The 13,272-nt window shown below is 28.8% G+C and carries 12 protein-coding genes and 1 riboswitch; all 12 genes read left to right on the top strand.

The features are described 5' to 3' along the window. Positions 1 to 119: 119 nt before the first annotated feature. The 12 genes from ACWPW7_RS23025 to ACWPW7_RS22970 all read left to right on the top strand — a co-directional run bounded on the left by ACWPW7_RS23025 (position 120) and on the right by ACWPW7_RS22970 (position 13,059). Positions 120 to 524: a C-GCAxxG-C-C family (seleno)protein gene (locus ACWPW7_RS23025; protein WP_454055592.1), complete on the top strand. Its 405-nt coding sequence runs from the start codon at positions 120 to 122 to the stop codon at positions 522 to 524. Between the two features lie 303 nt (positions 525 to 827). After that, positions 828 to 1,709, top strand: a complete 882-nt coding sequence (locus ACWPW7_RS23020) for a DNA-3-methyladenine glycosylase family protein (RefSeq protein WP_454055591.1) — start codon at positions 828 to 830, stop codon at positions 1,707 to 1,709. 378 nt (positions 1,710 to 2,087) lie between these two features. Next, positions 2,088 to 2,792: a TVP38/TMEM64 family protein gene (locus ACWPW7_RS23015; protein ID WP_454055590.1), complete on the top strand. Its 705-nt coding sequence runs from the start codon at positions 2,088 to 2,090 to the stop codon at positions 2,790 to 2,792. Positions 2,793 to 3,461: 669 nt separating this feature from the next. Further along, entirely contained in the window at positions 3,462 to 3,746 is a 285-nt protein-coding gene (gene groES, locus ACWPW7_RS23010; protein WP_039632861.1) for a co-chaperone GroES, read from the top strand. A gap of 48 nt (positions 3,747 to 3,794) precedes the next feature. Next, positions 3,795 to 5,420 carry a chaperonin GroEL gene (gene groL / locus ACWPW7_RS23005; RefSeq protein ID WP_454055589.1) on the top strand — a complete coding sequence of 542 codons (1,626 nt, stop codon included), beginning with the start codon at positions 3,795 to 3,797 and terminating at the stop codon, positions 5,418 to 5,420. Between the two features lie 153 nt (positions 5,421 to 5,573). Beyond that, positions 5,574 to 5,954 carry a VOC family protein gene (locus ACWPW7_RS23000; RefSeq protein ID WP_454055588.1) on the top strand — a complete coding sequence of 127 codons (381 nt, stop codon included), beginning with the start codon at positions 5,574 to 5,576 and terminating at the stop codon, positions 5,952 to 5,954. Between the two features lie 468 nt (positions 5,955 to 6,422). Beyond that, a riboswitch (purine riboswitch) is annotated at positions 6,423 to 6,520 on the top strand. A gap of 283 nt (positions 6,521 to 6,803) precedes the next feature. Beyond that, positions 6,804 to 8,252: an IMP dehydrogenase gene (guaB, locus tag ACWPW7_RS22995; RefSeq protein WP_454055587.1), complete on the top strand. Its 1,449-nt coding sequence runs from the start codon at positions 6,804 to 6,806 to the stop codon at positions 8,250 to 8,252. Positions 8,253 to 8,370: 118 nt separating this feature from the next. Further along, the gene (guaA, locus tag ACWPW7_RS22990; protein WP_454055586.1) at positions 8,371 to 9,900 is read left to right on the top strand and encodes a glutamine-hydrolyzing GMP synthase; all 1,530 of its coding nucleotides are present in this window, start codon (positions 8,371 to 8,373) and stop codon (positions 9,898 to 9,900) included. 348 nt (positions 9,901 to 10,248) lie between these two features. After that, positions 10,249 to 11,520, top strand: a complete 1,272-nt coding sequence (locus tag ACWPW7_RS22985; RefSeq protein ID WP_454055585.1) for a helix-turn-helix domain-containing protein — start codon at positions 10,249 to 10,251, stop codon at positions 11,518 to 11,520. A gap of 79 nt (positions 11,521 to 11,599) precedes the next feature. Next, positions 11,600 to 11,755, top strand: a complete 156-nt coding sequence (locus ACWPW7_RS22980; protein WP_454055584.1) for a hypothetical protein — start codon at positions 11,600 to 11,602, stop codon at positions 11,753 to 11,755. Positions 11,756 to 12,286: 531 nt separating this feature from the next. Next, positions 12,287 to 12,586 (top strand): hypothetical protein, encoded by a 300-nt coding sequence (locus ACWPW7_RS22975; protein ID WP_454055583.1) that lies wholly within the window; start codon positions 12,287 to 12,289, stop codon positions 12,584 to 12,586. Positions 12,587 to 12,612: 26 nt separating this feature from the next. After that, positions 12,613 to 13,059, top strand: coding sequence for a hypothetical protein (locus ACWPW7_RS22970; RefSeq protein ID WP_454055582.1), 447 nt, complete (start codon positions 12,613 to 12,615; stop codon positions 13,057 to 13,059). Positions 13,060 to 13,272 lie beyond the last annotated feature (213 nt).

Here is a 13,272-nt window from a genome sequence, read left to right as displayed (position 1 = left end):
ACATATTTCGAATCTTTAACTAGCTATTTTCTTTCATATGTCTAAAATATACTAACATCTTTGGTCAATTATTTTCTGTCAGATGCCTTGAAGAAATAAAGCTTTGGGAGGAAGATTTTATGTTGTTGGATAAGGTAAAAAGATTTTACGGTAGTGAATATGATTTAAATTGTGCTGAAACTATAATTTATGCGGCAAATGAAGAATATAATATGAATCTTAATAAACAAACCTTAAAGGCAATGGCAGCTTTTGGTGGTGGAATGGCAGTGGAAAGTGTTTGCGGTGTTATAACAGGTGCTATATCTGTAATTGGAATATTATTTACTGAAGAAAGAGCTCATGAAAGTGATAGAGTAAAAAACTTAACGAAGGAATACTTTGAAAAATTTACCTCAAAGTTAGGTAGCGATAATTGTGCAAAATTAAAAGAAAGTTATAGGAATGACGAAGCAAGATGTTTTAAAATGATAGAAATTGGTGCAGAAGTTTTAGATGAGATAGTTATGAGAGAACTTAGGTAATTCACAATTCACAGCGCAAAATTCACAATTATGGATATTTCTCAGCTGTCACTGAGAAATTTAGAATTGATTCCGTAGCGGCGAGCAGTGTTCGCCACATAACTAGCAACTGTATTGCTAGTCAAAAATTTATTAAAAGAAATTATTTTGTTTAAAAATAATTTCCTCCTTAATTGTGAATTGTGAACTGTGAATTGTGCATTATTTTAAGTTCTCAATTGTATAACTTGTTTATTTAGTGAAAGAATTATAATATCTCTTATATTTACTAAAGCTAATTTTATAATAAAAGGATGTGTTATGATGGATTTTAAAGAAATTTTAGAATTTGGAGATAGAATTGTATTAAAGGGAGTTAAAAACTTTGAATTACCTCATATTTTTGAATGCGGACAATGCTTTAGATGGAGTAGGTTAGAAAATGATAATTATATTATGGTAGCTTATAGAAAAGTTATAGAGTTAGAAAAAAATAATGATGAGGTAATAATTTATAATACAACTAAAGAAGACTTTGATAACATATGGTGCGACTATTTTGATTTAAAAAGAGATTATACTTCTATTAAAGAAGAATTAAGTAAGGATTCATTACTTAAAAAATCCGTAGAATTTGGACATGGAATTAGATTACTTCAGCAAGAACCTTTCGAAATAGTGCTATCTTTTATAACTTCTGCAAACAATAGAATCCCAATGATAAAAAGAGCAATAGAAAATATAAGTAAGAAATTCGGAGATGAACTTCATTATAAAGGTAAAACATATTATGCTTTCCCTACACCAGAGCAACTTATAAATGCTTTACCAGAAGAAATTGAAAGCTTAGGAGTTGGATTTAGAGCAAAATACATAACTGATGCTATAAACAAAGTTTATAATAATGTTTATAATTTGGAAGAAATAAAATCATTAAGTGATGATGAGTGTCATGAAGCACTAAAGCAGTTTAATGGTATAGGACCTAAAGTTTCAGACTGTATAATGCTTTTCTCAATGGAGAAATATTCTGCTTTCCCGGTGGATGTATGGGTAAAAAGAGCAATGCAATTTTTCTATTTAGCACCAGATGTATCTTTACCTAAGATAAGAATATTTGCTCGTGATAAATTTGGAGAATTATCAGGCTTTGCACAACAATATCTATTCTACTACGCTAGGGAAAACAACATAAAGATTGAGTAGTATGAACAAGTTAGTCAATTGAGAATTGAAAATGGACAATTGGCAATGCGGTTGAAATTAGTTTTAATCAAACTAATTTCTTCTAATGTATTTTTAATAAAAGTGACTACGTCACTTTAAAAAAGAAATCAATTGAAAACTTCTCCTTTAAAGGAGAAGTATCAATAATTGTCCATTGTCAATCGTCAATTCTCAATTATATAAGAAGAGGATACTAATAAAGTTAACTAATACTATGGAGAAACTATAAATGCTAATTTTTTATAAAAGTTACTGTGTAGCCTAAAAATAATTATTTTAAATTTCTCAGCTACTGCTGAGAAATGTCAATAATTGTCCATTGTCCATTGTCAATTTTCCATTGCAGAAGGGATGTTTATGAATTATATAATTGATAAAATAAATAAGTATAAAGTATATATTATATTAGGAATTCTCATAATCATTGGTGGATTTATTGGTTATGAGTATTTTTTTAAATATGCTGATTTGTTTAAAAATCCAGATAAAATAAAAGAGGTTATCTTATCCTATGGAAGTTATAGCATATTAATCTTTATACTAATACAAATACTTCAAGTAGTATTTTTCTTTATTCCAGGAGAAGTTATACAAATTGCAGGAGGATACATTTTTGGTAGTTTTTTAGGAGGAATAATTTCTGTTATTGGCATTTTTCTAGGAAGTGCTATTGGATATTTAATTGCAAGATACTTGGCAAGGGATATGGTCCGAAAAATCATAGAAAAGAAGAATTTAAAATTCTTTAGAAAGATATTAACAAAAGGTAGTAATAAAATGGTCATATTGCTTGTATACTTAATTCCAGGGATACCTAAAGATATATTAGTCTATCTTTGTGGATTATCTGATGTAGATTTTTGGGATTTTATATTGTATTCAAGTATGGGCAGATTTCCGTGGATAATTATTTCAGCTATATTTGGACATAGTATAGGTGATAGAAACTATGTAATTTTAGGAAGCTTAGCCATAATATCCATTATATTTTTCTTAATAGGAGTACTAAAAGGAAATAAAGTACTTCAATATTTACATGAAAAAAGAAAAAAAAGGGAATGAATATTAAAGCATATTTAAAAATAACTAGTTAGTATGTTCATCTGGTTTGTATAGGGATACAATGCGAAAACTTAATATATACTCTAGAAAATAAATTTTCTATAAAAATAGTCTAAATCCTTAGAAATTAAGGATTAATAATGAAGAATGAAAAATTCAGGAAAAAATTCACTAAAGGTGAATTTCTTAAAATAAAATTTATTTTTAAAAAACTCCAAAAGCTTTAGCAGTAGAGTTTTAACCATAATTCTTTATTCAAAAAAAGATTTTTTATTATGGAAATTAAAATCACGCATAAGTTAAATTTTGATTAAGGAACCGTATATCATACTGCGTCGTCATAATTTAATGATAGCTAGACTATAATGAAAATTTGTCGAACTGTTTGATGTAAAATAGATTTCGTACTTTTAACTAGTTATTTTATTTCATATGCCTAAAATAAAAGTTGATAAAAAATACAATTAATAGAAATATTGAGAAAAGATAAGGAAAATAAAGTTATATTAAGGAAAATTGGAATAAAGGCTATTTTTGAACTGTAAAGCAAATTTGATATTAATCTAAGGTTTAATTATGATAATAATAGAATTAGCACTCAATGATATGGAGTGCTAACAAATTGAAAATAAATAATTTTTATTTCATATATTTAAGGAGGGCTAAACTATGGCAATAAAACCACTTGGTGATAGAGTAGTTATAAAAAGATTAGAGGCTGAGGAGAAGACTAAGAGCGGAATAGTTCTTACGTCAGCATCAAAGGAGAAACCACAAGAGGCTGAGGTTATTGCAGTAGGCTCAGGACTTGTAGTTGACGGAAAAGAAATAAAAATGGAAGTTAAAGTAGGGGATAAAATATTATTCTCTAAATACGCAGGTAATGAAATTAAACACGAAGGACAAGAATATATCATATTAAAGCAAGAAGATATATTAGCAGTTATAGAGTAATATTATAGAATATAGTCGAAAAGTAAGCGTATAATAGGAGGTTTTATCATGGCTAAGACAATTTTATTCGGTGAAGAAGCAAGAAGAGCTATGCAAAGAGGAGTGGATACTTTAGCAGATACAGTTAAAGTAACTTTAGGACCAAAAGGAAGAAACGTTGTTTTAGATAAAAAATTCGGTTCTCCACTTATAACTAATGATGGAGTAACAATTGCTAGAGAAATAGAACTTGAAGATGCTTTTGAAAATATGGGAGCACAACTTGTTAAAGAAGTTGCTACAAAAACTAATGATGTAGCAGGGGATGGTACTACAACAGCTACAGTTTTAGCTCAAGCTATAATAAGAGAGGGCTTAAAAAACGTAACAGCTGGTGCTAATCCAATGTTAATAAGAAATGGAATAAGAATGGCAGTAGATAAAGCTGTTGAAGAAATAAAAAAATATTCTAAGCCAATAAACGGAAAAGAAGATATATCAAGAGTTGCAGCTGTATCAGCGGCAGATGAAGAAATCGGACAATTAATAGCAGATGCAATGGAAAAAGTGGGAAATGAAGGAGTTATCACTGTTGAAGAATCTAGAACTATGGGAACAGAGCTTGACGTAGTTGAAGGAATGCAATTTGACAGAGGATATTTAAGTCCATATATGGTAACTGATCCAGATAAAATGGAAGCTATTTTAGATGACGCATATATCTTAATCACTGATAAGAAAATCAGTAACTTACAAGAAATTCTACCAGTACTTGAACAAATAGTTCAGCAAGGAAAGAAATTATTAATAATTGCTGAAGACATAGAAGGAGAAGCATTAGCTACATTAGTAGTTAATAAATTAAGAGGAACATTTACTTGTGTTGCTGTTAAAGCTCCTGGATTTGGTGACAGAAGAAAAGAAATGCTTGAAGATATAGCAATACTTACAGGTGGAGTTGTAATTTCTGAAGAATTAGGATATGACCTAAAAGAAGCTACAGTAGAAATGCTTGGAAGAGCTGAAAGTGTTAAAATTTCTAAAGAAAATACGACTATTGTAAATGGAAAAGGAAATAAAGAAAATATAGCTCAAAGAGTAAATCAAATAAAAATACAAATGGAAGAAACAACTTCTGATTTCGATAAAGAAAAATTAAATGAAAGACTTGCAAAACTTGCAGGTGGAGTAGCTGTAATAAAAGTTGGAGCTGCTACAGAAACAGAACTTAAAGAAAGAAAATTAAGAATAGAAGACGCATTAGCTGCTACCAAAGCTGCTGTTGAAGAAGGAATAATTGCTGGTGGTGGAACTGCATATGCAAATGCAATTCCTGAAGTTGAAAAATTAACTTCTGATATAGATGATATTCAAGTTGGTATCAATATTGTGAAAAAAGCATTAGAAGAACCATTAAGACAAATAGTTATAAATGCTGGTTATGAAGGTTCTGTAATCATAGAAAAAGTTAAAGGAACTGGAGCAGAAATGGGTTACGATGCATTAAGAGGAGAATTCGTAGACATGATAAAAGCTGGTATAGTTGACCCAACTAAGGTTGCAAGAACTGCTCTTCAAAATGCTGCATCAGTAGCTGCAACATTCTTAACAACAGAATCTGCTGTAGTAGATCTTCCAGAGAAAAATCCTGTTGCACCTATGGCACCAGATATGGGAATGGGTGGAATGTACTAATAAAAAAACATGGAGTTATGACGAAAGTCATAACTCTTTTTTTATGTATATGAAAGTATAAAAAATTTTGAAAGTTGAAGATAAAAATAGTAGATATTTTTTATAACCTATATTATAATAAGAACAAATGTTCTGTGGAGGGAAGATAAGATAATGATAAATAAAATAGGAAAAATAACAATATACGTAAATAATCAAGAAGAAGCTAAAAAATTCTGGACTGAAAAAGTGGGATTTGTAGTTAAGTTTGAACAAGAAATGATGCCAGGTATGAAATGGTTAGAAGTAGGTCCAAGTGAAGATGAATTTGCAACATTTATATTATATAATAAAGAAGTAATGGAGACTCAAAATCCGTCAGCTAATGTTACTCATCCATCAATAATATTAAGTACAACTGATATTGATAAGGCATATGACGAGATGAAAGAAAATGGAGTGGATTTAGGAAAGCTAATGGCTATGCCTTATGGAAAGATGTTTTCATTTAAAGATCAAGATGGAAATGAGTACTTATTAAGAGAAGATAAATAGGATATTTATAGAGTGATAAAGTTATTCTTTATCACTTTTTAAAAATATAAACTAAGACATCTTTGAGAAATAGCATACTAATATTCTATCATATATTCTATCATATTGAGTTATTAGAACATTTTCATAGCATAACTATAGATGGAATATAGCGCCTTGTGTGATGCAGACTATATGGCTCATATTTGACTTGTCATTTTCTTTCACATTTCTAGAGCTTAAACTAATTCTTAATAAAGTGATTATAAAAAAGTTAAAGTTAAGGTATAAGAAAGCAAGATTATCTCCAAATTTTCCATAAGAATAAAAAAGCATTTATAGATTTTTATTTCACAGTTATAATTTAAATTAAATACGTTATATAATTAGATGAACTTTTTATTAATTTTATTCTTTTTTAATGTTGACAAAATGTTAAATATTAAATAGAATAGTTTTAATAAGTTACGGAAATAACAAAAATAGCATTAAATATTAATATATTTAACTCATATATCCCTTGAATATGGCAAGGAGTATCTACCGGAAACCAAGAATTTCTGACTATGAGTAAAATTGGTATACTTATATTTGAGTTTTTATTAATGAAGCTTTTATTGAGTACTAATTTTACTTAGAGGGAATAAGTAGAGTTAGTATTTTTTATTTGCTATGAATTTCAAGTTTAAGTATTAAACATATTCAATTTAAAAGGTCTAATATTAGAAGAAATTACTAAAACTTTTTAGATAATTAGATTTAGTTAATTTCCTTTATATATGGACAAGTTATTTACTGTATAAGTATGTATTATTTGTGGAATACAACTTATGAGGGAATTTAAAAATTACAATTAGGAGTGAGGATATAATGGCAAGAATATTAAAACAAGCATACACATTTGATGATTTATTATTAGTTCCAAATAAATCTGAAGTTTTACCTAAGGATGTTTCTTTAGTTACTAATTTAACCAAAAAAATAAAACTAAATATTCCATTAATGAGTGCAGGTATGGATACGGTAACTGAATCTAAAATGGCAATTTCTATGGCAAGAGAAGGCGGAATTGGAATAATACATAAAAATATGAGTATTGAAGCTCAAGCTAATGAAGTTGATAGAGTTAAGAGACAAGAAAATGGTGTAATTACAAATCCTATATCATTACCTAAAGGTAAAATAGTTCAAGATGCATTAGATTTAATGGCTAAATACAGAATATCAGGGATACCTGTTACAGAGGGAAAAAAACTGGTAGGAATTATTACTAATAGAGACATTGTCTATGAAACAGATTATACTAAAAGTATTGAGGAAGTAATGACAAGCAAAAATTTAGTCACTGCACCTCAAGGTACTACTGTGGAAGATGCTAAAGAAATATTGAAAAAACATAAAATAGAAAAATTGCCATTAGTAGATAGTGAAGGAAATTTAACAGGATTAATAACTGTAAAAGATATAGAAAAAACAGTTAAATTCCCAAATGCAGCTAAGGATGAAAGAGGAAGACTTCTTTGTGGTGCAGCAGTTGGTGTAACTAAGGATATGATGGAAAGAGTAGATGCATTGGTTGCAGTAGATGTTGACATTATAACTATAGATACAGCACATGGACATTCCAAAGGAGTTTTAGATGCTGTAAAAACTGTTAAAGAAAAATATCCAGAACTTCAAGTTATTGCAGGAAACGTTGCTACAGCTGAAGCTACAAAAGATCTAATAGAAGCCGGTGCAGACTGTATTAAAGTTGGTATCGGACCAGGATCAATTTGTACAACAAGAGTTGTTGCAGGAGTTGGAGTACCTCAATTAACAGCAATTATGGACTGTGTAGAAGAAGCAAATAAATATGATGTACCAGTTATTGCTGACGGAGGACTTAAATATTCAGGAGACGTAGTTAAGTCACTTGCTGCTGGAGCTAAGATTTGTATGATGGGTTCAATGTTTGCAGGTTGTGAAGAAGCACCGGGAGAAACTGAAATTTATCAAGGAAGAAGTTATAAAGTTTATAGAGGAATGGGTTCTTTAGGAGCTATGGCGGCAGGAAGTAAAGATAGATATTTCCAAGAAGATAATAAGAAACTTGTTCCAGAAGGTGTAGAAGGAAGGCTTCCATTTAAAGGACCAGTTGTTGATACAATTTATCAATTAGTTGGTGGTATACGTTCAGGAATGGGATACTTAGGATCACCTACTTTACCAATACTATATGAAACTGCTACTTTCGTAATTCAAACATCAGCGGGACTTAGAGAAAGTCATCCTCATGATATTTCAATCACAAAAGAAGCTCCAAACTATAGTGCTTAATCATCTTAGGATGATTAAGTTCTTTAAGGTAGTATTAATAAAATAGCTAGTAAAGGTACTAATTACTTTATTAAATACTGCTAAAGGAGAAATCAATTTTAAGGAGGAAGCTAAGATAATGAAAAGAGAACTTATATTAGTTGTTGACTTTGGCGGACAATACAATCAACTTATAGCAAGAAGAGTAAGAGAAAATCATGTCTATTGTGAAATAGTTCCTTATACAATTTCTGCTGAGAAAATTAAAGAAATGAATCCAAAAGGAATAATATTTACTGGTGGACCAAACAGTGTTTATGGAGAAGCAGCTCCACAAATAGATAAAAATATATTTGAACTTAATATTCCAATACTAGGAATATGTTATGGTGCACAATTAATGGCACATACATTAGGTGGAAATGTTAAGACAGCAACAGTTAGAGAATATGGTAAAACTGATGTGAATCTTCAAATAAATAATAAATTATTTGAGGGAATATCTGAAAAACAATGCTGGATGAGTCATACTGATTTCATAGAAAGTGCACCTCAAGGTTTTGAGATTATAGGACACACTAGTGAATGCCCTATAGCAGCTTTTTCTAGTGAAGAAAGAATGTTATACGGAGTACAATTCCATCCAGAAGTTCAACATACACTATTTGGTGAGAAGATGATAACGAATTTCTTATATAATGTATGTAAAGTAGCTGGAGATTGGTCAATGGCTTCTTTTGCAGAAGAAAAAATAAAAGAAATAAAAGAAAAAGTTGGAGATAAAAAGGTATTATGCGCATTATCAGGTGGAGTAGACTCATCTGTTGCAGCGGTACTAGTACATAAAGCTATTGGAAAACAGTTAACTTGTGTCTTCGTTGATCACGGTCTTTTAAGAAAAGACGAAGGGGATCAGGTTGAAGAAATATTTAGAAAAGGTTTTGACATGAACCTTATAAGAGTAAATGCACAAGATAGATTCCTAGGAAAACTTAAAGGTGTAAGTGATCCAGAAAGAAAGAGAAAGATTATAGGAGAAGAGTTTATTAGAGTATTTGAAGAAGAATCTAATAAACTTGGAGAAATAGATTTCTTAGTTCAAGGAACTATATATGCTGACGTTGTAGAAAGTGGAACAAATACATCTGCAACAATTAAAAGTCACCACAATGTAGGAGGACTTCCAGAAGATATAACTTTTGAACTTATTGAACCATTAAGAGAGTTATTTAAAGATGAAGTTAGAGCAGTTGGAGAGGAACTTGGAATTCCACATCATTTAGTATGGAGACAGCCTTTCCCAGGACCAGGTCTTGCAATAAGAGTTCTTGGAGAAGTTACAGAAGATAAATTAGAAATAGTTAGAGAAGCAGATGCTATTTTTAGAGAAGAAGTTGCATTAAACGGCTTAGAAAGCGAGATATGGCAATACTTCGCTTGCCTTCCAAATGTTCAATCTGTTGGAGTTATGGGAGATGAAAGAACTTACTGTCATACAGTAGCATTAAGAGCAGTTACATCTTCAGACGGAATGACTTCAGATTGGGCAAGAGTACCATATGAAGTATTAGATAAAGTTTCAAGAAGAATTGTTAATGAAGTTAAAGGAGTAAACAGAATAGTTTACGACGTAACTTCTAAACCACCTTCAACTATAGAGTGGGAATAGTTTCTATATATAAATAGATGGCATAAAATTAAACATTATCGGGGTTAAATGTATTTACTGACCTACATTTGACCCCGTTTTATTTTTTAAATGTTCATTTATATTATTTGTAATATAAAATTTATGTTTTAAGCAAATAAATAAAGGAGCTCTTAACAGGGCTCTTTTTTGATATATACAGATGTAAAAATAACCTATAAATAAAGGATTATCCCTCTTAATGTAGAATCGTATTAAGGTAGAGGGTTTATGAAGGTTATGGATAAGGGGTGAAAGAACATTTTTTAGAAAAATATAAAATTGTATAGTGAATTTTAGGTTTCTTCCAGAAAAGGGAGGAGAATTACAATGTATTTTGAGAATGAAATTTTACATCCAGGAGAGAAAATAAAAAAATTAAGGATAATGCTGCATGCAGCACAAAAAGAACTTTCAAGTAAAAACATAAGTCGAAATTTTATTAGTGCAATTGAAAATAAGAGAGCTTTATTAAGTGTTAATGCAGCTAGGGTTATTGCTGATAATTTAAATAAAATAATAGATGATGGAGAATACAGGCTGCCACATATAACTTCAGAGGAACTACTTTTAAGTGAAGAAGAACAGGCTATAAGAATTGTAAAAAATGGAATAACAGAGCTGAGTAAATATAAGAATGCATCAATAGAACAGTTTAAATTGAAAGTTGATAATATTGAAAAAATAATTAATTCATATAATATACCAGAATATGTAATGTATAATTTTTTTGAAGTTGTTATTGAATTTTATTATAACAATTTTTATTATGATATGGCTGAAGTTTACATATTAAAAAAATTAGATTTATCATCAATAGAACAAAATAAGATAGAATATATTGAATCATTACTTACTAAAATGAAAATATATATAGAGTTAAACAAAGATTCTAGTATAGTACATCTAGGTGAATATATATTGGAATATATGAAGCGGAATAAAATAGATAACGAAACATATAGAAAAAGAATATATTTTAATGTGGCTCTATATTGTAAAAAATTGAATAAGAGCAAAGAAGGATTGTGCTATATAAATAAGCTTAAATCAGAGTTTAAACTTACTGAAAGTGAGCTTAGTGATGTAACACTTGTGGAAGGAAAACTTTATCGACAAATTGGGAACTATAAACTTGCAAAAATAAAACTCCATGAATCTTTAGAATTAAGTATTAAAATAAAATGTAATAGAAGTATAGTAATTGCATATAATAGTTTAGCGCATCATTACTGTTTGTTAAAAGATTATGGAAGAGCTAAGTTTTATGTTGATATGGCCATACAGATTGGTAATGATAATAATATTGATGATGAGAGATTAGCACAAATCTTTCATGAGGCTTTTACTATTTATTTAAACTTCGATGAAGATAAAATGCTTTATTATTTTAATAAAACATTAGATAAGGCATTCTTAATAAGTAATAATGAGATAATACTAGATGCAATAAACAGAATATTTGATTATTTTGAAGCGAAAAATAGCATAAATAAGAATTTAGAAATATTAAAAAATATAGATGAAAAAACTAAGAATTATGATAAAAAAAAGGGGTTAGGAGAAATATATGTAAGAGCATTTAGTTACATAGATTTTTAAAAAAATTTAATTTTTAACTATAAATAAGTTATTAAAATAATTAAATTATTTATAAATAATAAGTGATGGAGGATCTAAAATGAAAAAAAGAATTGGTATATTAGTGTTAATGGGATTAGTAGCTATTAATACACTTTATAGTACTGTATTTGCAAAAGAATTAAAAACTATTAATAGGGATTTACACGATAAGTCTATTATATTATGTTCAGATGGAGATCCTAAACCATGGTAAAAATAAAAGCAGGCTATATTCTATATGTAGCCTGCTTTTATTTTGTCAAAGGGTAAGTAAATTTTAAAATTTTCACTTACTTTTTAGACATTTTTCAGTATTGATTATATATGTTTAAATAAACTATAATTTATTTATAAAAAATTATTCTTTTTGTTAAATTTTGATCTATTTTCAAAGTTAGAAAATCATGATGCTTAATGGTGTAGGGGAGTTTGAAATAAAAAAGTAAAAGATAGCATATTATCCTTAAATGATATATTTATATTTCAGAATATTCTTGAAGTATAAATATGAAATAAATGAAAACTCTAGTCATCAGGATTGACTAGAGTTTTCATTATATTAAGCAACAACTTTGATAAACGAGGAAGGTTTGAACTCAATCCAATGGTAGAGAGAAATCATAATCAAAGCAATTGAAACAAGTGTTTTAAGTGGAATGGGATAATTTCTTCAGATTCTAGTTATAAGAATTTTATTACAATAAAGTTATATCCGTATAAATGAAGTTCATAAGGGGGATTGGAAGTGAGGACAATGCTAATTTTGCTTTCTTTGAGCGTTATAGTTATAAGTGGAGTGGTTTATATAGCTTATGAAAAAATAAAATACGCTTATAAAAAAAGAAATGATGAAATTGAGATATTAAAAAGAAATCTTGATATAAATAATTTACTAATAGAGAAGAAGTTGAATGAAATAAATGAAATGTTGGACATAGATAATATAACATTTAACTCAACACTGAAAAAAGAATATGAAGCTACTAGAAATATAGTGAATATAAGCATTAATGCAGCAATATCATCGGTGCACGAGCCACGTTAATTATATTTAGATTGGGGAATTTAGAAATGGGAAAATATATAAAGTTAAAAATGGAATTAAGTAAAAACTATAAGGAAATAGCAGCAATAATAGCAAAAGACTATGTGATATACGGTAGTTATTATAAATTATCACTTATATACGGAACGGGTAAAGCAAACTTATGTAGATTGGTAAAAGATCATTCAGAGTATATACAAGAGAAGTATCCTGAAATCTATAAAGAGTATAGCTTAAAGATAGAAAAAAACAATAAAAAGAGAATTAAAACCATGAATAAGAAAAGTTTAGAATCTAGAAGAAATCCAAGAGAGTATTTATTATGTTTTGATAATAAAGTTTTCGAAGAGTTACCAAAACAAATAGAATATGATGATTTTCTTAGCTGGTGTGTAAAATTTAATACTGGCGACTTAACTGGTGTAGATCTTATAAGTATAGCAGCTAAAAATGGAATAAAAGTGATTAATTAACTAATTATTTGTCATAAATTCACAAATGGCACTATGCCAAAGTACACATTATAGAAAAACATAATAGTGGAACTATGCCAGAAATTAATTGAAGTGTTCATATATCTAGTTTTAGGGGTATAAAAAACAGTGTAAATTAGTATACTCATGACGCTTGATACATACTTAAACTTAGATTTAGTTACTAACTTGTGGTAATAACGGAGGAATTTA

The sequence above is a fragment of the Clostridium sp. Marseille-Q7071 genome, from assembly GCF_965112025.1.
The sequence above is the reverse complement of the archived record's forward strand: the minus strand, read 5'-3'. Positions and strand labels throughout refer to the sequence as shown.

Bases quoted from the DNA above. Each gene is read 5' to 3' on its own strand.
- ACWPW7_RS23025 (WP_454055592.1), top strand. From the start codon at position 120: ATGTTGTTGGATAAGGTAAAAAGATTTTACGGTAGTGAATATGATTTA.
- ACWPW7_RS23020 (WP_454055591.1), top strand. From the start codon at position 828: ATGGATTTTAAAGAAATTTTAGAATTTGGAGATAGAATTGTATTAAAG.
- ACWPW7_RS23015 (WP_454055590.1), top strand. From the start codon at position 2,088: ATGAATTATATAATTGATAAAATAAATAAGTATAAAGTATATATTATA.
- groES (WP_039632861.1), top strand. From the start codon at position 3,462: ATGGCAATAAAACCACTTGGTGATAGAGTAGTTATAAAAAGATTAGAG.
- groL (WP_454055589.1), top strand. From the start codon at position 3,795: ATGGCTAAGACAATTTTATTCGGTGAAGAAGCAAGAAGAGCTATGCAA.
- ACWPW7_RS23000 (WP_454055588.1), top strand. From the start codon at position 5,574: ATGATAAATAAAATAGGAAAAATAACAATATACGTAAATAATCAAGAA.
- guaB (WP_454055587.1), top strand. From the start codon at position 6,804: ATGGCAAGAATATTAAAACAAGCATACACATTTGATGATTTATTATTA.
- guaA (WP_454055586.1), top strand. From the start codon at position 8,371: ATGAAAAGAGAACTTATATTAGTTGTTGACTTTGGCGGACAATACAAT.
- ACWPW7_RS22985 (WP_454055585.1), top strand. From the start codon at position 10,249: ATGTATTTTGAGAATGAAATTTTACATCCAGGAGAGAAAATAAAAAAA.
- ACWPW7_RS22980 (WP_454055584.1), top strand. From the start codon at position 11,600: ATGAAAAAAAGAATTGGTATATTAGTGTTAATGGGATTAGTAGCTATT.
- ACWPW7_RS22970 (WP_454055582.1), top strand. From the start codon at position 12,613: ATGGGAAAATATATAAAGTTAAAAATGGAATTAAGTAAAAACTATAAG.